The organism is Mycobacterium sp. 1245805.9 (assembly GCF_001672915.1).
Lineage (GTDB): Bacteria > Actinomycetota > Actinomycetes > Mycobacteriales > Mycobacteriaceae > Mycobacterium.
Genome location: NZ_LZKR01000168.1, coordinates 39,925 through 60,707, shown reverse-complemented (window position 1 = coordinate 60,707; position 20,783 = coordinate 39,925). Strand labels below are relative to the sequence as shown.

Below are 20,783 nucleotides of genomic sequence, written 5' to 3'. Positions count from 1 at the left end.
CCCGCGATGGTGAATGACTATCTCGAGCAGATCTTGGCCATCCAACCCGAAGGCCCCTTCGTCGTGCGCGGATGGTCAGGGGGAGGGCGTCGAGGGTCATGATGGTGGCGGGGACCATGAATTCGGGTAGTCGTGCGGCGGTGTAGCGGCGTAGTTCGGCGGGCAGCTCGGCGTCGGTGGGGGTGTCGGGTTTGGCGACGATGTAGCCGACGAGTTGGGTGTCGCCGGTGGTGTTGGTGTGGGTGGTGATGACGGCGTGGGCGACGTGGGGGTGGGTGGTGAGTGTGGCTTCGATTTCGCCTGGCTCGACGCGGAATCCGCGGATTTTGACTTGTTGGTCGGCGCGTCCGATGTATTCGAGGGTGCCGTCGGGGTTCCATCGTCCGATGTCGCCGGTGCGGTACATGCGGGTGCCGGGCGGCCCGAAGGGACAGGCCACGAATCGTGTCGCGGTCAACGCCGCCCGGCCCCGGTATCCGCGGCCCACTCCGGCGCCGGCGACATACAATTCACCGAGCACCCCGACCGGCACCGGACACAACCCCGCATCGAGCACAAACACCCGCATATTGCCCAACGGCACACCAATCGGCGACGGGTTGTGTCCGGCGTGCCCGCCGGTCAGCTCCAAATGCGTGAGATGCACGGTGGTTTCGGTGGTGCCGTACATGTTTATCAAGGCCGGCGCGTGCGCGCGCTCACCCGGATACCAGCCCCGCAGCCGGGATGTATCCAACGCCTCCCCGGCGAACACCACCATGCGCAGCGCGGAAACGGGTGCGCTGATGGGGCATTCGCGCTCCGCACGCATCAACTCATAAAACGCCGAGGGGGTCTGGCTGAGGACGGTGACCCGCCTGCGAAGCAGTAGCTGCCACATGTCGACCGGCGATCGCACCGTGTCCCATGGCACCGGCACAACCCGTGCACCGTGTAAGAGCGCTCCCCATAATTCCCACACCGAGACATCGAACGCCGGTGAATGACACCACGCCCACACGTCCCGATCGGTGAAACCGCAGCAGCGCTTGAGGCCCACGAACAATGCCGCCAGGTTGCGGTGGGTGATGGCGACGGCTTTGGGGCGGCCGGTGGATCCGGAGGTGTACATGATGTAGGCGAGGTTGTCGGGCCGTGGCGGATCGATGTGGTGCGGCGCAGTGGCTACAGCGCCCGCATCGGTGGTGTCGAGGATGAGTTGGGGGATTGCGGTGTCGGGCAGTGTTTTTGCGGTGGCGGTGTCGGTGATCAGGAGTCGCGGGGCGGCGTCGGTGAGCAAGTAGGTGGTGCGCTCGCTGGGGTAATTCGGGTCGACGGGCAGGTAGGCGGCTCCGGTTTTGGAAATCGCCAGCAGCGCGGTGGCCAGTCGGGCGGATCGGGGCAGGGCGACGGCGACGATGGTTTCCGGTGCCGCCCCGTAAGGCGCCAGCCGGGCGGCGAGATGGGTTGCACGGGTGTCGAGTTGGCGGTAGGTCAGGGTTTCGTCGCCGTCTTCGACCGCGACGGCCTCGGGTGTGCGGGCGGCTTGCGCGGCGAACAGCTCCGGGACGCTGCCCTGCGGTATCGGTGTGGCCGTATCGTTCCAGTCGATCAGCACCCGCTGACGTTCGACCGGATCGATGACCTCGACCAGATCGATCCGCCGCTCCGGATCGGCGGTAACGGTGCGCAAGAAAGACGTCAGGTGCCCGGTGAAGCGGACGAGATCCCGGTGCGCGTACAGCATCCCATTTGCGTCGATTTGGATGTGGATATGAGCGGGCTCCCCGTCGTCGCCCTGACGGGCGTCGTAGTAGGCGGAGATCAAGAGATCATCGCAGGCCCCGAAAGAGGCGCCCCGAAACACGGCGGGGCTTCCCGCAAAGTCCAGATTTCCGAAATACGGCAGGATGTTGATGATGGGCCCCAGCCGGTTCTTTTGGTTTTTGAGCAGCCCGATGTCGCGCTGGATGTCGGCAATCTGATAGCGGGCGTGCATCAGCACCGTGCTGATCTCCTGATGGAGCGATGTCGCAAAATCGGCAAACCTGGTGCGCGGCGCGACGTTCACCCGCACCGGCGCGACGTTCGAAAGCATGCATGGAGTGCTCCACCCGACGCCCAGCCTGTTGGCGACCGCCAATCGAATCGAGAACTCTGACGCCGATGAGACCCGGCTGAAGCACCCGCACAGCGCCGCGGTCAAAAAACGAGGTAACGACAGGCCGGCGCGCGCCGCCGCCGCTTTCAAACGGGCCGCGTCGTCCCCCACAAGGGCCACGTGTTCGTGCAAGGTCGCCGGTTGCGGCAGTGCCGGGCGATCGGCGATGGCCACCGGCTCGGGCCACCTGCCTGTGTAGTCGGCCCAAAATTGCTGATCGGAAACAAAGCTGTCAGAGCGTCGATAGCTCCGGTCCTCGCCGACAATCGCCTCTGGACCGCAAAACTTGGATCGGGAAGGGCGCAGGCCCAGCTTCAAAGCCGTGTAGACCTCTGCTATGCGACGGACGGAAACCAGCAGCCCGAACCCATCGCAAACAATATGGTGAACGACGACAAAGAGGGAGTATCGGCGGTCCGCGCGCTTGATCAGGCCCGCCCGGCACGAGATGCCGCGTCTCAAGTCGAAGGCCCGGCGGGTTATGTCCGAAATTATGCTTCGGCCAACGGATTCTGGGTCATCGGTATCACTGACGTCGAAGAAATCCGGTGCCCAGGTTTCCGGGTCGCATACGGTTTGATACGGGCCACGGTCGTCTTCGGCAAATGCCGCACGCAGAGTCTCGGCCTCCCCGCATACCTGCCGCAATGCGGCGGCCATCGTGGGGTGGTCTATTGGACCGTCTATGTCGAGATGACAAGAAATATTGTTGGGCAAATGCGGAACTAATCGTTGCGCAAACCATAGAGCCTCCTGCGCGGATGAGACGTCAATGCGACGGTCCGACATCCCTACCTCCCCTGCAGCCAGACGCTGGCATCGCCAAGCCGGCTCTGAATGTTGTGATGCGTTACCGGGTGACCAGAAATGCCGCCACCACCGGGGATTTTTGGCTTAGGTAATCGGTAATCGGTACACGCCGTCGTCCTGGAGCTTTGGCAGGATGAGGTCGGCGAGTTCCGCGATCGTGAGTTCCGAGAACACGGCCACGGTCCCAACATCCAGGGCGATGTCGAGGGCGCGTTCGACTTCTAACAGGAGCTCGACCCTGGACGCCGACTCCAGGCCCAGGTCCAAGGCAAGGTTGGTGTCGCCGTTGAGTTCAAGGCCCGAAAAAGATGTGTGGATGGCGCGTACGGCGCGGATGATCACAGCCACGACGCGCTCGTGGGTCAATGGCTTGCTCCGCACGGTAGCCCCGTTGTGAGAAGGCATGGCCTTCGGAGCGGCATTATCCGTACGGATCTCGAGTTCCTCGTCGCGTGATGTGTTGGCAAAGTGGCTCATACGCTCGCCCCCTGAAGATCGGCGGCAATTCGACGCCTGCGCAATTTGCCGCTGGTTGTTTTGCTTAGCCCGTTCTGTGGGACGAATCTGACACCCGTCAAGGGCAGACCCGCTTCTCTGGCAGCTCGCAACAGCTCGCGACGAACGACGGCTGCCGCCGCGCCGTCGCCGACAGCCAAGTCGTTTTCGATCACCGCGACCATTTGGGTGGCGGCGTCGGATTCGACACCGACCACCGCGACGCGCCCCGTCTTGCCGAATCCGCCTCGCACCACGAAGTCCTCCACCTCGGTGGGCAGGTAATCCTCGCCCGCGACGCGCACGATTTCGGCCGCCCTGCCCGTGAAGACGAGTTCACCGTCGGCGATAAATCCGAGGTCCCCGGTGCGCACCGGGGCCGACGAGGGAATTGGGTCGCTCCCGAAAGGGCCCGAGCAGCGAGACGGTGACCGCACGACTACATCACCGATAACGTGCTCGCCCAACGGTTTTCCCCCGACCTCGATCCACACTTCGGTATTTCCGACGGGCGGCCCGACGGACATCAATTCGGTGGGGCGCCCATTCCGCTCAGAAATGTCGGGAGGCCTGACGGTGCGCCAGTGCCGATCTCCCGGGGTGCAGGTGACCATCAGTGTCGCGTCGGCCAGGCCGTAACACGGCCGCACCACGCCTTGGCCGCATCCGGCAACCGACTCGAAGGCCGCCAACACGCTGGGACGTACGACATCCGCGCCGACCAACACTGCGCGCAACGCATCGAGGCTGTGCCCGCGCGCTGCCAGTGCTTTGGTTGCGATGTGCATTCCGGCGGGGATGACGGGCCAGAACCTCACGCGGTGAGCTGCCATATGTTCGACCCATTGAGCCGGCGCTGTCAGGAACTCTTCGGGGCTCCATAACACGAGCGGGCAGCCGAGCCGTAAGGCCTGCAACGTGCTTATTAGACCCATGTCGTGCGACAGCGGCAGCCATGATCCCACTACGTCATCAGGCTCGGCCGCCGAGGCAGCCGCCAGTATTCCCAATTGGGCATAGATGGCGCGATGGGAAATCCGTAGCGGGCGAGGGCTGCCGACGCTGCCTGAACTGAACTGCAAGAAGGCAGTTTTCTCGTGAGCGGCGTCGCGTGCGGACTGCTCTGCTAGCTCATGCCACGTCCCGCGCAGGTAGGCGAACTGCGCGTCTACCTTTTCGGCAGCGTCAATAATGCGTTGTCGCACCGATATTGGGGACTCATAAGGCCTGGGTGCTGGCAGCACCAAAGGAACTCCACCGGCGAGTGCCACGGCAAAGAGCCCGGTTAGCACGTCCTCCGGCTGCTCGGCCAGGATCGGTACGACGGTTCCCGTCAGCTCGGGAGCGGTTGCTGATTTCGCTCGACCGGTGGCGACGATCTCTCTCGCGTCGAGCGTCGAGCGGGGACGAATGATCGGCGCCGCCGTCGACCGGCCTTCGATCCGCTCGCAGAGGTCGAGCCATATCGAACCGACGGAGGTATCTGCGGCCGATGTCCGTTCTGCAGTCCGGGATTTCATTCCCACACCTCGCATGGCCGGGCCGACACTCCGGGGTGTCTGTTGGGGGCGGCGCGTGACCTTCGCGACCGCGAAACCATGCCCTATGACCTAGTCAGATGCGAACCGGTGCACCGACATAGAGGGAGGGGGATCCATATCTCTGCAGGGATGAAATCGCCATGGATCAGTTCGCAGCAAAATGCTTGCGCAGCGCGTCGTTTCCCCGCGGTTTGATGCAGACACGATAAGTCCCCCCTGTCTGGAACACTCGCATCAGTGAATTCAGGTTACCGGCTCGGGCGGCGTTGCGGAACCACCATTTTCAGATGTATTTCGGGCGCATTGTCGGCGCCCGCACGCTCCTATCGCTCGCGTCGCGAACCTGTCGGGCGCGAGGTGTCCTCGAGTAGGCACGTAACGACGGCCCATCCGGTTCGAATCGCGGCTAACGTTGGAGCGCCGAGGAATTAGACAGTCGAGCAATTAGGTGGCGGCGCGTAGGCTGCGGTAACAGTTGGGGGATTGCAATCGCTTGGAGGAATCCATGTGACTGATTTGAATTCGACGTCGTCGCCCGCGTTGCGCAGGGCGCTGGAGTTGCTCGCCGACCCGCCAACTGAACCCGACGTCGCCAAGGGCTACCTCGATCTGCTGGGCGCCGGGGCGGTTGACGATTCCTCAGTGCCGAAGAGCACCGGGGTGATGCAGGCGGTGTGGGCTTCGTCGATTGTGGCGATGATTTACGACCACATCCAGGCCGTGCTGCGCAAGCTGCTCACCGCGTTTCAGTCCCCGGTCGAGTGGGCGAACTTCCCGCGGGGCGGAATCATGCTGGATGTCGGCTGCGGGCCCGCCAGCCTGACGGCGTCACTCGCGCGCGCCGCGGGCACGGACGGACTGGTGTTGGGCATCGATCGCTCCGCGGCGATGTTGGCACGCGCGGTACGCGTCGAATCGGGTGCGCAGATCGGGTTCCTGCGCGCAAACGCCCAGCAGCTTCCGCTGCGCGACGAAACGGTCGACGCCGTCGTCTCGGTCGGCGTCCTGCAATTCATGCCGGACCCCGCGGCGGCACTGGCGGAGATGGCGCGAGTGCTGCGACCGGGCGGACGGCTGGCCGTAGTGGTACCCATCATTCGTCACGCCGCCCGATTTTGGCGCAGGCTGCCAAGCCTCGATCCCTACGTGTTCGACGTGGACGAGGTCGGCAACACCCTGCGGGATCACGGGTTGGGCGGCGTGCGAACCAAAAACTTCGGTTCGATCCAGTGGGTGTGCGCCGAACGCGGGTAGGCACTACCCGGTGCAGTGAGTCTCGACGATGCGGCCCGACGAGACCTTGGCCAGCGCGCTGCGCTGAGCGACCGACGGGGTCGTGCCCCAGTCGGCGCCCCACCGGCCGGCTCCGAGAGCCAAAGCGGTGCAACCGTTTCGGGCCCACCCCGCGACGGTGCAGCCGGCGCCGTGCCGCTGGCAGTTACCCAGCGCGACGTGGGTGGCCTCCTCCATCGTGCTTGCATTGTTGGCCCAGCCCGTCCAGCCGGTGACGGGGGAGTAGGCGATGACGGCGTAGTGGTCGACGGCCGCGGCTTGTGCGGTGGGCGACGACATGAACGCAGCGCCGAAGAAGGCGGCGGCGGTTAAGGCGATCAGGGCGTAGATGCGGTGGCGGGTCATCGTGGAACCTCGTGAGTCGTTTTTGGTGGACGACCTCACCATCGGACGCGCCGCTTGGCGGATCCTAAAGAAATCCTTGGTGCTACCGCGCCTTTCGCAGGTCGGCGAGCGAGTTGCGCAATCCTCCGTCCAGCCGGATCTGCACGGCAGCCACCCCGAACATCACCGCCGCGGTCACCAAGTGCACCACCGCATCGGTGGTGTTGTTGGGGAACGTGAAAACGAGCGCGACCTGATGCGAGAAGAAGGCCCAAATCCCCGGCAGCGCACCGGCGATCGCAGCGACGATCAGATACAGCACGGCCCACGACTTGCGCAGCGCGAACACCAGGCCCGGGCCGAACAGGGCCAGGCCGGCGACGGCGTGCCAGCCGTTGTAGTCCATCCCGAGTAGCTGGACGGTCGGCGCGTTCGGCCCCGTCGCGAAGCTGGGCTCCATGATGAATCCGACGACCGCCTGGATGACGTGCAATACACAGATGATCAGCAGCCCGATCTGGGCAAAACTCCACCTCACATTGCACCTCCTTGTGCACTTTGGGATGCCAAAATACTACGCTTCGTAGTAGATCCAGGCAACGGTCCTCCGCTATACGGGCTGTTTTCACGTCACGCGCAGGGGGAACCCATTGTCAGAACGGGTACGACATGGACGTTGGAGTGGCACTTTTTCTGGTTGTATTGGCGATCTGGATGTTCGCCATCTGGCGTGACTACTGCGAACGTCACCCCCCGCGGCACTGACGACTCCGTCAGTGCCGCCCGGGCAGCCTCATCATCGTGCGCACGACGGGCACCAGCGACTTCTGCCAAAGGGTCGACGGAATCCCAAGGGGCGGATCGAGATTGAACACGCGCGCGGCCGCGATCGTCTGCGATTCGGTGTACTTCAGCAGGCCCTCGGCACCGTGCCGGCGGCCGACACCCGACTGGCCCATCCCGCCCATCGGCGCGCCGAGGCTGCCCCACGCGAACGCGTAACCCTCGTCGACGTTCACCGTTCCCGAGCGCAGCCGGGCCGCGATCTCCTGGCCCTCCGCGGTGGACCCTGCCCACACGCTGGCGTTCAGGCCGTACTCGGTGTCGTTGGCCTTCTCGACGGCCTCGTCGACGTCGGCGACGGGGTAGATCGAAACGAGCGGCCCGAACGTCTCGTTGGCCGCACACTCCATCTCCGGCGTGACGTCGGTGAGCACCGTCGGCTCGTAGAACAGCGGCCCGATGTCGGGGCGGGCCTTGCCGCCCGCAATCACCGTGGCGCCCTTGGCCTTCGCGTCCTCAACGTGGTCGGTCACGGTGTCCAGCTGGCTCGGCGAGATCAGGCTGCCCATGTCGACGGAGAAGTCATACGCGGTGCCGAGCTTCATGTTTCGCACCGCCGCGCCGAACTTGTTGGTGAACTCGTCGGCGACGTCCTTCTCGACGTAGATGCGCTCGATCGAGATGCACAGCTGACCCGCGTTGGAGAAGCACGCGCGGGTGGCCGCCTTGGCGACCTTGTCCAGGTTGGCCCCGCGCGTGACGATCATCGCGTTCTTGCCGCCGAGCTCGGCCGAGAAGCCGATGAGCCGACGGCCCGCGTGCTCGGCGAGCTGCCTGCCGGTGGCGGTCGAGCCGGTGAACATCAAGTAGTCGCAGTTCTCGATGATCGCGGTGCCCACCACCGAGCCCGGGCCGGGCACGATCGCGTACAGCGCCCGCGGCAGCCCCGCCCGGTACAACAGCTCGGCGCACGCCAGCGCGCAGTACGGCGTCTGGCTGTCGGGCTTGAGCACCACTGCGTTGCCCGCCACGAGCGCCGGCACCGAGTCGGACGCGGTGAGCGTCATGGGGTAGTTCCACGGTGAAATCACCCCGACGACACCCTTGGGCTGGTAGACGACCGTCGTCTTGCCCACCGCCGGGAGCAGCGCCTGCACCTTGCGCGGCTTCAGCAGGTCGGCGGCCACGTTCACGTAGTAGTTGGCGTTGGCCATCAGGTCGACGATTTCCTCCTGCGCCGCCCAGCGGGCCTTGCCCGCCTCGGCCTGCAGGAGGTCCATCAGGAACTGGCGGTTCTCGATGACCAGATCGCGATAGCGGCGGATGACGTCCACCCGCTCGGCGACCGGGCGCTTCGCCCAGTCGATCTGCGCCGCGCGGGCCTCGGCGAAAGCGGCCTCGACGTCGGCGGCCGTGCCGATGGGGATCGTGGTCAGCGGTCTACCGGTGAAAACCTCGTCGATCGTCTTGGTCTCGCGTGCGGTGATGTCCTTGATCGCGACCAGTTGACGCAGGCGGTCGAAGACCTCGGCTGACGGTGCGGACATGTCATTACCTCTCGAAAAAACGCAGCGGCCAAAACACCAGCCTAGGCCCGGCGGACCCGGGTCGGTAACGGTTGGGGCACGGTCCGGTTGCCCCGTGGCACGTCTCGCGGCCTCGCAGCGCCCGGCAATGACAATGCGGGATATGACGCGATCGCGGGAGCCCTGACGATGGCGCGTGAGATCTCTCGCCAGGCGTTCCTGCGCGGGGCCGCCGGCGCGTTGGCCGCCGGCGCGGTCTTCGGCCCGGTGCGGGCGACCGCGGTCCCCAACCCCTCCGGCTGGGACGGCCTGACCACCGCCATCGGCGGGAGGGTGGTGCTGCCGCAAGATCCCCAATTCGCCGGAGCGAAGCAGGTTTTCAACACCAACTACAACGGGTTCACTCCGGCGGCGATCGTCACCCCGACGTCGGCGGCGGACGTGCAAAAGGCGATGGCTTTCGCCGCCGCCAACAACCTGAAGGTCGCCCCGCGCAGCGGCGGGCACTCCTACATCGGCGCGTCCACGGCGAACGGCGCCGTGGTGTTCGACCTGCGCCAGCTGCCCGGGGGAATCAACTACGACGCGTCCACCGGGCAGGTCACCGTGACGCCCGCGACCAGCCTGTATGCGATCCACGAGGCGCTGGCCGCGGCCGGCCGGGGCATCCCGACGGGTACCTGCCCGTCGGTCGGCGCCGCGGGGCACGCGCTGGGCGGGGGACTGGGCGCCCAGTCGCGCCACGCCGGCCTGCTCTGTGACCAGCTGACGGCGGCATCGGTGGTGCTGCCCGGCGGCCAGGCCGTCACTGCCTCCGCAGCCAGCAACCCCGACCTGTTCTGGGCGCTGCGCGGCGGCGGTGGCGGCAACTTCGGGGTGACCACCTCGCTGACCTTCGCCACGTTTCCCACCCGGGACGTCGACGTGGTGAACCTCAACTTCCCACCGCAGGCGTTCGCGCAGGTCCTGCTCGGCTGGCAGAACTGGCTGCGCACCGCCGACGACAGCATGTGGGCACTGGCGGACAACACCGTCGACGGGTTCGGTACGCATCCCCGGATAATGGCGACCTGCCCGGCCGGATCGGGCAACAGCGTCGCGGCCGCCATCACCAAAGCCGTTGGGGTGCAACCGTCCGGGACCGAGAACCACACGTTCAACTACATGGACCTGGTGCGCTATCTGGCCGTCGGCAACCTCAACCCGTCGCCGCTGGGATACGTCGGGGGATCGGACGTCTTCACGACGCTCACCCCGGCCGCCGCCCAGGGGATCGCCTCGGCGGTCGAGGCATTTCCCCGTGGCGCGGGCCGCATGCTGGCCATCATGCACGCCCTCGACGGCGCGCTCGCCACGGTGGCGCCGGGGGCGACGGCCTTCCCGTGGCGACGGCAGTCCTCGCTGGTGCAGTGGTACGTCGAAACGGGCGACCCGGCGGCGGCGACGAGCTGGCTCGCCACGGCACACCAAGCGGTGCAACCGTATTCGGTCGGCGGCTACGTGAACTACATCGAGGCGAACCAGCCGGCGTCGCGCTACTTCGGACCCAACCTGTCCCGGCTCAGCGCCGTGCGGCAGAAGTACGATCCCGGCCGGGTCATGTTCTCGGGGCTCAACTTCTAGCGGGGTCGATCGATCTCATTTGCGATAGCGCCGGTGATATCGCAAATGGGAATCACCGCATGGCCGGCTGACGGTGCTCACGTGGCCGGCGTCGCCACGCGCTCCCGCAGCGGCCGGGACCGCACCAGCGTCGGCCACCAGAACCACGGCCCGAGGATGCGCAGGATGCACGGTACGACGAACGAACGCACGATCAGCGTGTCGAGCAGCAGGCCGATACAGACGGTCGACCCGACCTGGCCGACGGTGCGCAGATCGCTGCTCAGCATCGCCAGCATGGTGAACGCGAAAACCAAACCGGCAGAAGTCACTACACCACCGGTGCTGCCGAGCGCTCGGATCAGACCGGTGTGGATTCCGGCATGCAGCTCCTCTTTGACCCGAAGGATCAACAGCAGGTTGTAGTCCGAACCGACCGCCACCAGGATGATGAACGTCAGCGGCAACACCAACCAGTGCAGCGGCAGGCCGATGAGGTGCTGCCAGACGAGTATCGACAGCCCGAACGCCCCGGCATAGGAGAAGGCCACCGTTCCGGGGATGACGATCGCGGCCATCAGACTCCTGGTGAGGAACAGCATGATCAAGAAGATCAGCACGAAGGCGGCGATCGCCACAATGAGGAGATCGGACGCGGCGTATTGCTTGATGTCCTTGTTGGTGGATCCGGAACCGCCGATATAGACCTTCGAGCCGGCCAGCGAAGTTTCCTTGAGCGCAACGGTTATCGCGTTGGGGAACTGCTCGACGTGCTGCACGCCCTCCGGACCGTTGGCGTCGCCCTCGTGGGTGACGATGATCCGAGCGGCCTGGCCGTCCGGTGACATCAACAGCTGCATACCGGTCTTGACGTCCTCGTTGTCGAAACCCTCGTGCGGGATGTAGAAGAAGTCGTCGCTGCGGGCCTGGTCGAAGTCGAGTCCCACATTGATCTGGTCGTCGAATGTCTGGTTGGTCTGGGTGGTCTGCAGAGCCGACTGGCCGTAGGTGCTGACCAGAAGGTTGGCCAACGCCTCCGAGTCGTCGGCCGTCAACTTCAGCTGCACGATGATCTGCGGCACGATCTTGTCCATCTCCTCGAGGGAGGTCTTGGCCTGGTTGATGTCAGCCGCCAAATGGTCGATGTTGTCGAGCGTGTCGAACAACGACCTGAACGCCCAGCACATCGGGATGTCGAAACAGTGCCGCTCCCAATAGAAGTAGCTCTTGATCGGTCGGAAGAAGTCGTCGAAGTTCGAGATTTCCTGGTTCATCTCGTCCGTGACCCGTTGCAAATCCTCGACGGTGAGAACCGTCTTGTGCAGCTCGTCCGACAGGTTCTGGAAATAGTCGATCTCTTTGCGCGTGACCTCGACGGTGTGCTGCGTGATCTGCGCCTGCTGGTTGGTATTCGCGTTCTGCTGCTGGTTGAACGGCAGCTGTTGGCCGCTCCCGCTGCCTTGCGTGGTGAACAGATAGGGAATCGTGGCGTGTTCCAAGGCTCGGCCCATTGGTCGGGTGATGCTCTGCACCATCGCGACGCCGGGAAGGCGTTCGAGCGCCTTGGCCGCGCGGTCCAATGAGATGAAGTCGCCCGAGTTCCGCATGTCGTGATCCGTCTCGATCATCAGCATCTCGGAGAACAGCTTGCTCTTCGGGAAATGCCGATCGGCCGCCTGGAAGCCCAAATTGGCGGGCGCGTTGTGCGGCTGGTACTGCCGGTCGTCGTAGTTCTGCCGGTACGTCGGCACGAAGATCGCCCCGAGCAGAACCGCGGCGGCACTCGCGAACAGGATCGGCACCGGCCACCGGACCACGCTCGCCCCGATCCGCCGATACAGGTGTGCCTTGGCCTTGCTCCGCGGGTCGAAGAGCCCGAACAGGCTACCCAGCGCCAGGAAGGCGGGACCGAGCGTCAGCGCCGCCGCGATGGTGAACAGCATGCTGATCGCGACGGCCGGGCCCATGGTGTGGAAGTAGTTGAGTCGCGCGAACGTCAGGCAGTAACACGCCCCCGCGATCGTCAGCCCCGAGCCGAGGATGACCGGGGTGACGCTCTTGTAGGCGGTGTAGAAGGCCTCCTCCCGGCTCTCGCCGTCGTGTCGCGCCTCGTGATAGCGGCCCATCAGGAAGATGCCGTAGTCCGTGCCAGCGCCCAGGGTCAGCGCGACGACGATGTTCACCGCGAACGACGAGAGTTCGATGTACCCGAGATGCCCGAGGGTCGCGATCACCCCTTTCGCGACCAGCATCTCGAACAGCACCCCGGCCAGCGGCACGAACAGGGTGACGATGGAGCGGTACACCAGCAACAACATCCCGATGATGAGGAAGATCGTCACGATCGTGATGTCGTTCAGGCTCGAATTCGCGATCGCCACCGTGTCCGAGGCGAGGGGGGCCGCGCCGCTGACGTAGACCTTGAGCCCGGGCGGCGGCGTGTCCTTCGTTACGATGTCGCGAACGGCGGCAACGGACTCATTCGCTTGCATCTGGCCGATATCGCCCGCGAGGCGCAACAGCACGTAGGCGCACTTGCCGTCGAGGCTCTGCGCGCCGGCCGCGGTGATCGGCTTCCCCCACAGATCCATGGCGTACTGCACGTGCTTGGGGTCGCGCTTGAACCGGCGCATCAAATCGTCGTAGTACTGATGATCCGCGTCGCCCAGCGGCCGGTTGGCCTCCAGCACGATCATGGCCAAGCTGGTCGAATTGGACTCGTGGAACTTCGCACCGATGGACAGCAGCGCCCGCTGTGACGGCGCGTAGTGCGGGACCAATGGGCCCGCAAGCTCTTCTGCGACGCGCTCGACCTGGGGCATGAAGGTATTGGTAGACACGGCGAGCAGGCCCCAGAAGGCGATGATCGGGATCGCAAGGGCGCGAACCATTCTGGGGAAGAAGGGGCGCTTCGTCCGCTGCTCCGCCGGTTGTTCGCTCATGCGGACTTCACCAGGCAATAGACGTGTGCATCCTGATTGGTGTCGGACTGTTCAGCGCGGACAACGCCATTCACCCGAAGTCGGCAGCCGACCTGACCGCCATGAACCTGCGCCGAGATGCTGCCGGACACCACGGTGAGCGTCGTCGCCTCCGTATGCGACCACGGCAACGTCGTGAGATCGACCCGATGCGGATGCCCGTTGATATCCACCCAGACGAGCATCCCGCCTTCCCCGACGGAGCCGAACAATTCGTACGTGAGCCGCTTGATGCTGAACTCCGGCGGCGCCGCCGGCTGATTTACGGTGATGACGGGCGGGGGCTCCGAGAACTGGTGCACCTTGTACATGGCCACCCCACCAACACCGAGCGCGATGACGGCAACCAACGGCAACCAGACTCGCGCCAAGACCCGCCTGCCCACCGGTCGAGGGCTCATTCGATCACCTCTCGGAACTCGCTCGGGCCATCGTCTTTCTCCCCCCGGCCCCGCCCCTAGGCCAACTGCAGATAGTAGACGGTCATGTACTCAATGGACAGATGATCGTGAAAGAGTAGCGGCCCTGCGGCCGGAACGCGACCGCAGCGACCTGCGGGCGCACCTGCGGTCGCTCACGGCAACGCGGCTTCAGGACATCCTTTGCAGACGCCGCTTCAACCGTGCGCTGCGGAGGATTTGAGTCGTGAGATTTATGGAGGCCAGGATCGGGAAGATCCCGAGAAATGTCCGCTCGGAGGGCGTTGCTCCGTGCAAGTGGTAGAGACTGCCGAACACGTAGAAGCAGCCCAGCGAGAACAACGCACCCGGAATGCACAGCGTCAGCACCGAGCTGCGAGCGCCAAGGAGGTGCTTTGCGTAATCCAGCTCGTCTTGCGACATGGGTTCGCGCTTGCGCAGTTTGCGCGTGACCGCCTTGGCGCTGCCGATTTCGTCGCTGAGCGGGGGAGGCGGCCGGCCCTCCAGCCGTTTGACGTGTACAGCGGCAATGGCGGCGAACACCAACGCGAGCATCAGGGCGAGCAGCGTCAGGAAACCGAACAAACCCGAAGTCACCATTTCGCTCCTTCGCTCCCCGGTGAGCCGTCCAACGCCGCTCCAGACGCTACGCCACCCGACCCGCGTACACCGGCCGGCCGAAGATAGCCGACCGGTCGGCTACCATTGTTGCCATGCCCCGCCCGCCGAACCCCGAGGTGCGTGGCCGCCTGCTGGCGGCCGGGCTGGAACTCGTGCACAAGCGCGGATTCGCCGCCAGCGGAGTCAAGGACATCACCGACGCGGCCGGCGTCCCAAAGGGTTCGTTCTACGCGTATTTCCCCAGCAAGGAGGCCTTTGCCGCGGCGATCCTCGAGCACCACTGGGCAGACGTCGAGGCGCGGTTGCTGCCGCTCCTGGCGGCGGACGGGCCGGCGCAGGAACGGATCACCCGCTTCTTCCACGCGCTGGCCGACGAACACGAGGCCGGCGACTTCCTGCTCGGCTGCCTGGTCGGCAACCTGTCGCTCGAGCTCAGCGGCACGAGCGAGCCGGTACGCAAGGAACTCGTGAGCATCCTGGACCGCTGGGGTGCGGCCCTGGGCGAGTGCCTGCGTTCGGACGTTCGGGGCGACCTCGAAGCGGGAGACCTCGCCTTTCGGCTGATCGAGGCGTGGGAAGGGGCGGCCCTGCGTGGGAAGGTCACCCGCAGCCGCGCCCCGTACGACCGGTTCGAAGCGGTCACCGTCCCGGCGCTGCTGCACTGATGTGTCGCCTTCGGGAATGCCGGGACTGCCGGGCTTGTTAGATAGACGACTGGTCATCTATAGTAACGAGGTTGGATGAACCGGCGGCGATACGCAGGGAAGGCCCGATGACAGACCCGAGCGACTACGCTGAACCCCAGCATCCCGCCCTGCCGTATTCCGGCTTCACGCTCGACCTCGAGCACGCCGCACTTGTTCTCACCGATCCGCAGATCGATTTCCTCAGCCCGGAAGGCGTTGCATGGCCGGTTTTCGGTGACAGCATCCGCCAAAACGACGTCGTCGCTCACATCGGCGAGCTGCTGCACGCCGCCAAGCTGGCGGGCATCACCGTCGCGGTGTCACCGCACTACTTCTACCCGACCGACAAGCAATGGCTGTTCGGTGATCCGCTCGAGAAATTCATGGCCGGCGCAAGCATGTTCGGTCGCCGGGGTGCGTACACGACCGAGGGATTCGCCGGATCCGGTGCCGACTTCCTGCCCGCCTACCGGGACCACATCCACGACGGGCGAACCGTCATCGCCTCCCCGCACAAGATCGTCGGTCCCGAATCGAACGACCTGGTGCTTCAGTTACGCAAGCGCGGCGTCAACCAGGTGATCCTGGCCGGCATGGCCGCCAACCTGTGTGTCGAGGGCCATCTGCGCGAACTCATCGAGCAAGGTTTCGAGGTCGCGGTCGTCAAGGACGCCACGGCCGGCCCGCGCCTGCCCGAAGGCGACGGCTACCTCGCCGCCCTGGTCAATTTCCGATTCCTCGCCAGCGCGGTGTGGACCACGGGCGAGGCCGTCGCCCTGCTTACCCAACACGTCGTCACCAACAACAAGGAGGCCGAAAAGCCATGGCGCCGAACGAGAAACTAAACCAGCACAGGTTCGCGTTGAACGACGGCAGCGGTGCGATTCCGGCGCTCGGCTTCGGCACGTCGCTTTCCGATCGCAACGAGACGCGAAACGCGGTCAAGACCGCGGTCGAGATCGGGTTCCGCCACCTCGACGCCGCCGAGCGGTACCGCAACGAGGCGGACGTCGGCGCGGCGCTCAAAGAGTTGTTCGCCGCCGGGATCGTGCGCCGTGACGAACTCTTCGTCACCACCAAGCTGTGGAACAACAACCATCGACCCGAACGGGTGAAGCCCGCGCTGCAGGCCAGCCTCGACAGGCTCGGACTGGAGGCGGTCGATCTATACCTGGTGCACACGCCGTTCGCGTTCCGCCCCGGCGACGACCAAGACCCCCGCGACCGGCACGGAAACGTCGTCTACGACGACGGGGTCACGCTGCAGGAAACCTGGGCCGCGATGGAAGCCCTTGTGGACGAGGGTCTTTCGCGGGCGATAGGCCTGTCCGACATCGACGCCGCGGGCGCCCGAAAGATCGTCGAAACCGCCCGCATCAAGCCGGCGGTCGTGGAGGTCGAGGCGCACCCCTACCACCCGCAGTGGGAACTCCACGAATTGTGCGAGGAGCACGGGATCGTCCTGTTGGCCTTCGCCTCGCTGGGACATGCGCTGGAACCGCGATTGCTCGACGACCCGCTCATCGTCTCGATCGCTCGGCGCGTCGGGAAGACGCCGGCGCAAGTGCTTTTGGCGTGGGGCATCCAGCGCGGCTCGGCCGTTCTCACCTCGTCGGTCAAACCCGCACGCATCGGCGAGAACTTCGACGTCACCGCGCTTCCCGAGAGCGCGATCCGAGAGATCAACGAAAGCCTGGAAACGCGATACCGGTTCAATTCCGTGGTCGACGCCGGACAACCGGGCTTTGCCGAGGTGCCGCAATGACGTCGAGCGTCGGTTTTCATAGCGGCGAGTTGGCCGTCCAACGACAGGCCGGCGTCGAGGCCGAGGCCGCCCGGCTCGCGCCGATGGTCGGCCGCGGGCAACTACGCGCCGGCGCGGCCGCGTTCCTCTCCGAGGCGCCAATCGCGGCCATGGCCGCCCGGGACCGGTCCGGACGGCTTTGGACCTCACCGCTGTTCGGCCCACCCGGGTTCCTGCGGGCGGCCTCGCCGACCGCACTGGAGATCCACGCGGAGCTGCCGAGCGCGGACCCGCTGCACGACCTGCCTTCCGGGCAGCCGGTCGGCGTCATCGCCATGAACTTCGAAACCCGCAGGCGCGTCCGAATCAACGGTCTCCTCAGCTCCACCGAGCCCGGTGCCCTGACCGTCGACGTGGACCAGGCCTACGGCAACTGCCCGCAGTACATCCACCGGCACCGCGTCGACGTCGATGGAGCGCCCACCGAGGACCGAAAGCTGCTGTACTCCGGAAAGACGTTGCGAGCCGAGGACATTCGTCTCATCGAGGCGGCCGACACCTTCTTTCTGGGCACCACACACCCCACCGCCGGCACCGACGCTTCCCACCGCGGCGGCCCCCCGGGGTTCGTCCGGGTCGCCGACGGGAGCCTGTGGTGGCCCGACTATCCCGGCAACAACATGTTCAACAGCTTCGGAAACCTCGCCGCCGACCCGTCGGCGGCGCTGCTGTTCATCGACTTCCGCACCGGCATCACGCTCCAGCTTTCCGGTCGCGCGACCGTCCGCTGGGGCGGGCCGGGCGGCGGCGCCGGCACCGGACGGCGCGTGCAATTCAGCCCCGAGTGGGTAATCACCACCGCGATACCCGCCCTCGGTGAGAACGACCACGCCCGATAGCCGGTGATCACCGAGCCCTAAAGGGAGGGCCGGAATTTAACAATTAGATTTGGAGCTATGGGGCACAACGACCGGGACGACCCGAGGTCCCAGCTGGCCGAGCTGGAGGCGGCTCGCGACCAGATGGAAAAGCTGGTCCGGGTCATCGTCGAGATCGGCGCCGACCTGGATCTGGATTCGACGTTGCACCGAATCGTGAATGCCGCGATGGAGCTGACCGATGCCCGGTACGCGGCGCTGGGCATCCGCGCGCCCGACGGCACCTTGGCCTCGTTCGTTCAGGCGGGCATTGACGCCGGCACCGCCCGGCGGCTCGGCGACCTGCCGGTGGCCGACGGTCTGCGCGTCGATGACCTGAGCGCCCACCCAGAGGCCGCCGCACTGCAGGCGCGCGTCCCGCAGCTGCGGGCGCTGCTCGGCATACCGATCACCGTGCGGGCGGCCGACTTCGGCAGCCTCTACCTCGCCGACGACCGTCCGGGCCGGGTGTTTACCGACTCCCACGAAGCCGCCGTCCGGGCGTTGGCCACGGCGGCGGCGGCCGCCATCGACAACGCCCGACTGTTCGAGCGGGAACGCGAATCGTCGAAATGGACGAAGGCCAGCCGGGAAATCACGACCGCCCTGCTGTCCGGTGACCCGCAGACGGGGCCGTTGCAGCTCATCGTGAACCGGGCGCTGGAGTTGGCCGACGCCGAACAGGCGATCTTGCTCGTGCCACGGGAGCCAGACCTGCCCTCCGATCAGGTCGACACCCTGGTGGTGGCCGCCACGGCGGGCCGGTACGCCTCGGAGGTGATCGGCCGGCAGGTGCCGATGGACGGCTCCACCACCGGCGGCGTGGCGCGCCGCGGCCTGCCGCTGATCACCGATTCCTTCCAGTACCCGATCGAGGGGTTCACCGACGTCGGTGAACGCTCGGCGATCGTGATGCCGCTGATCGCCGACGGCCGGGTGCTCGGGGTGATCGCCGTCGCGCGCCAGCCACAGCAGCAGGCGTTCGACAACGACTACCTGGAGCTCGTCAGCGATTTCGCCCGGCACGCCGCCATCGCCTTGGCGCTGGCCGCGGGCCGCGAACACGCGCTCAACCAGGAACTCGCCCAAGCCGACACCGTCGATGACGCGGTGCACGCCGCGGCCGAGGAACTGCGCCGGCTGTGGCGGGCCCGTCGTGTTCTGGCCGTCACCTTCCCGACCCACGGTTCCGCCACGGAAACCGCCTCGGGCGAACCGCGGGTGGAATCGGTCGGGGAGCCCGCACAGTGGGCCGACCTGCCGGCTGAGACCCGGCAGATGCTCAGCTCGCTGCGCGGCGGCGACCTGCTGACCCCCAACGCGTCGCAGCCCGGCACGGCGGGGATCGCGCTGCAGCACCCCGAGGGGGTGCTCGTCGTCCGGATCGACCTGGTCGAGGCGCGGCCGTTCACCCTCGAGGACCAGACGCTGCTGACCGTGTTGGCGGGCCGCCTCGGCCAGGGCCTGCAGCGCGTACACCAGGTCGACCAGCAGCGGGAAACGGCCCTCGCGCTCCAACACGCGATCCTCGGGCCCGCGGACCTACCGCACGGATTCGCCGTCCGGTACCAGGCCGCCAGTTGGCCCCTGCAGGTTGGCGGCGACTGGTACGACGTCTTCGACCTGGACGACGGGCGCATCGCGTTGATCGTCGGCGACTGCGTCGGCCACGGCCTGGACGCCGCCACCGTGATGGGGCAGGTGCGCAGCGCCTGCCGCGCGCTGCTGTTCGAGAACCCCAGCCCCAGCGCCGCCCTGGCGGGCATCGACCGCTTCGCCGCACGGCTGCCCGGCGCGCAATGCACCACCGCCGTCTGCGCGGTGCTCGACCCCGAGACCGGTGAACTGGTCTACTCGAGCGCCGGGCACCCGCCGGCCGTCCTGGTCGACGCCGACGGCACCACCCGAATGCTTGACGACGGCCACACCATCGCCCTCGGAGTGCGACCCGATTGGCCCCGCCCCGAAGCACGGGTGACCATTCCGCCGCGCGCCACGTTGCTGCTCTACACCGACGGCCTGGTCGAACGCCGCCGTCGACTGCTGTACCAGGGCATTTCGCGCGCGGCCGGCCTCGTCCAGGACGGCCGCGATTCCACACTCGACGATTTAGCGGACCAGATCATGTCCGGTCTGGCGCCGGACGGCGGCTATCAGGACGACGTCGTGCTGCTCCTCTACCGCCATCCCGCCCCGCTGGAGTTGGAGTTTCCAGCCGACGTCAGCCAGCTCGCGCCCACCCGCACCGCACTGCGCCGGTGGCTGACCCGAGCCAAGCTGGACGCGGATCAGACGATGAACGTGCTCGTCGCCGCGGGCGAGGCCGTCGCCAACGCCATCGAGCACGGTCACCGCCACAGCCCGGGGGGCACGATCAGCCTGGGCGCCACCATATTGGTGGACCAGGTGCGGTTGACCATCACCGACAGCGGCTCGTGGAAACCTCCGCAGCCGGCCGCCGAGACCAATCGCGGCCGCGGCATCGCACTGATGCGCGGGCTCATGCAGGACGTCACCATAAACCCCGAGGCCGCTGGAACCACGGTTCACCTATGGGCGAGGATCACCTGATGCCCACCTCGCTCACCCTCGACACCGCGCGCCGCGACGACGGGAAGCTCGTGCTGACCGCGGCGGGGGAGATCGACCTGAGCAACATCGACGCGTTCAACGAAGCGCTCAGCGGCGCCATGGCCGAGGCCGCGAGCAATGGTGGCACGTTCACCGTCGACCTCAGCGCGGTCGAGTACCTGGACAGCGCCGCCATCAACGCCTTGTTCGCCCGGGCCGCCCACATCGATCTCATCGCCCACCCCCTGGTGATGCCCGTCCTCACCGTGAGCGGCATAACGGAGCTCGTCGCCGTCGAACCCGCGCGGCCGGCAGCCGAACGCTGACGCG

17 protein-coding genes are annotated in these 20,783 nt (G+C 66.2%); 8 read left to right on the top strand and 9 right to left on the bottom strand.

The genetic code is table 11. The features are described from left to right. From A9X00_RS22840 to A9X00_RS30170, 3 genes are all read right to left on the bottom strand, one after another. Nucleotides 1–2,929: amino acid adenylation domain-containing protein (locus tag A9X00_RS22840; protein WP_156772245.1), on the bottom strand; the 2,929-nt coding region annotated here is incomplete at its 3' end. 105 nt (nucleotides 2,930–3,034) lie between these two features. Next, nucleotides 3,035–3,427, bottom strand: a complete 393-nt coding sequence (locus A9X00_RS22835; protein ID WP_067158663.1) for an acyl carrier protein — start codon at nucleotides 3,425–3,427, stop codon at nucleotides 3,035–3,037. After that, nucleotides 3,424–4,965, bottom strand: a complete 1,542-nt coding sequence (locus tag A9X00_RS30170; RefSeq protein ID WP_197515241.1) for an AMP-binding protein — start codon at nucleotides 4,963–4,965, stop codon at nucleotides 3,424–3,426. Before A9X00_RS30170 ends, A9X00_RS22835 begins: the two co-directional genes overlap by 4 nt. Before the next feature lie 528 nt (nucleotides 4,966–5,493). Between A9X00_RS30170 and A9X00_RS22825 the strand changes: the two genes are divergently transcribed. Continuing rightward, the gene (locus A9X00_RS22825) at nucleotides 5,494–6,240 is read left to right on the top strand and encodes a class I SAM-dependent methyltransferase (RefSeq protein ID WP_067158659.1); all 747 of its coding nucleotides are present in this window, start codon (nucleotides 5,494–5,496) and stop codon (nucleotides 6,238–6,240) included. A 3-nt stretch (nucleotides 6,241–6,243) separates the two neighbouring features. Here A9X00_RS22825 and A9X00_RS22820 read toward each other — a convergent pair whose 3' ends face one another. The 3 genes from A9X00_RS22820 to A9X00_RS22810 form a co-directional block, all read right to left on the bottom strand. Continuing rightward, nucleotides 6,244–6,624: a DUF4189 domain-containing protein gene (locus tag A9X00_RS22820; RefSeq protein ID WP_067158657.1), complete on the bottom strand. Its 381-nt coding sequence runs from the start codon at nucleotides 6,622–6,624 to the stop codon at nucleotides 6,244–6,246. Nucleotides 6,625–6,706: 82 nt separating this feature from the next. Further along, nucleotides 6,707–7,141 carry a DUF4383 domain-containing protein gene (locus A9X00_RS22815; protein ID WP_067158655.1) on the bottom strand — a complete coding sequence of 145 codons (435 nt, stop codon included), beginning with the start codon at nucleotides 7,139–7,141 and terminating at the stop codon, nucleotides 6,707–6,709. 235 nt (nucleotides 7,142–7,376) lie between these two features. Continuing rightward, complete coding sequence (locus tag A9X00_RS22810) at nucleotides 7,377–8,933, bottom strand: succinic semialdehyde dehydrogenase (protein ID WP_067158653.1); 1,557 nt, start codon at nucleotides 8,931–8,933, stop codon at nucleotides 7,377–7,379. 168 nt (nucleotides 8,934–9,101) lie between these two features. Here A9X00_RS22810 and A9X00_RS22805 point away from each other — a divergent pair, with 168 nt between their 5' ends. Further along, entirely contained in the window at nucleotides 9,102–10,535 is a 1,434-nt protein-coding gene (locus A9X00_RS22805) for an FAD-binding oxidoreductase (RefSeq protein ID WP_067158651.1), read from the top strand. 77 nt (nucleotides 10,536–10,612) lie between these two features. On the opposite strand, the gene A9X00_RS22800 is transcribed toward A9X00_RS22805, so the two are convergent. From A9X00_RS22800 to A9X00_RS22790, 3 genes are all read right to left on the bottom strand, one after another. Continuing rightward, nucleotides 10,613–13,456 carry an RND family transporter gene (locus A9X00_RS22800; RefSeq protein WP_067158649.1) on the bottom strand — a complete coding sequence of 948 codons (2,844 nt, stop codon included), beginning with the start codon at nucleotides 13,454–13,456 and terminating at the stop codon, nucleotides 10,613–10,615. Then, nucleotides 13,453–13,896 carry an MmpS family transport accessory protein gene (locus A9X00_RS22795; protein WP_067158647.1) on the bottom strand — a complete coding sequence of 148 codons (444 nt, stop codon included), beginning with the start codon at nucleotides 13,894–13,896 and terminating at the stop codon, nucleotides 13,453–13,455. The genes A9X00_RS22800 and A9X00_RS22795 overlap by 4 nt, the downstream gene beginning before the upstream one ends. A 189-nt stretch (nucleotides 13,897–14,085) precedes the next feature. Beyond that, nucleotides 14,086–14,514, bottom strand: a complete 429-nt coding sequence (locus A9X00_RS22790; RefSeq protein ID WP_156772244.1) for a hypothetical protein — start codon at nucleotides 14,512–14,514, stop codon at nucleotides 14,086–14,088. Between the two features lie 113 nt (nucleotides 14,515–14,627). On the opposite strand from A9X00_RS22790, the gene A9X00_RS22785 reads away from it, so the two are divergent. From A9X00_RS22785 to A9X00_RS22760, 6 genes are all read left to right on the top strand, one after another. Beyond that, entirely contained in the window at nucleotides 14,628–15,200 is a 573-nt protein-coding gene (locus A9X00_RS22785) for a TetR/AcrR family transcriptional regulator (protein ID WP_067158645.1), read from the top strand. A 107-nt stretch (nucleotides 15,201–15,307) separates the two neighbouring features. Continuing rightward, a complete protein-coding gene (locus A9X00_RS22780) occupies nucleotides 15,308–16,066 on the top strand; it encodes a cysteine hydrolase (protein ID WP_067158642.1) in 759 nt (252 codons plus the stop codon). Then, nucleotides 16,045–16,986 (top strand): aldo/keto reductase, encoded by a 942-nt coding sequence (locus A9X00_RS22775; RefSeq protein WP_067158640.1) that lies wholly within the window; start codon nucleotides 16,045–16,047, stop codon nucleotides 16,984–16,986. The genes A9X00_RS22780 and A9X00_RS22775 overlap by 22 nt, the downstream gene beginning before the upstream one ends. Further along, entirely contained in the window at nucleotides 16,983–17,864 is an 882-nt protein-coding gene (locus tag A9X00_RS22770; protein WP_067158638.1) for a pyridoxamine 5'-phosphate oxidase family protein, read from the top strand. The genes A9X00_RS22775 and A9X00_RS22770 overlap by 4 nt, the downstream gene beginning before the upstream one ends. 57 nt (nucleotides 17,865–17,921) lie before the next feature. Then, nucleotides 17,922–20,453 carry a SpoIIE family protein phosphatase gene (locus A9X00_RS22765; protein WP_067158636.1) on the top strand — a complete coding sequence of 844 codons (2,532 nt, stop codon included), beginning with the start codon at nucleotides 17,922–17,924 and terminating at the stop codon, nucleotides 20,451–20,453. Further along, on the top strand, nucleotides 20,453–20,779 hold the full coding sequence (locus tag A9X00_RS22760; RefSeq protein WP_067158680.1) for an STAS domain-containing protein: 327 nt from the start codon (nucleotides 20,453–20,455) through the stop codon (nucleotides 20,777–20,779). The genes A9X00_RS22765 and A9X00_RS22760 overlap by 1 nt, the downstream gene beginning before the upstream one ends. The last annotated feature ends 4 nt before the right edge of the window (nucleotides 20,780–20,783 follow it).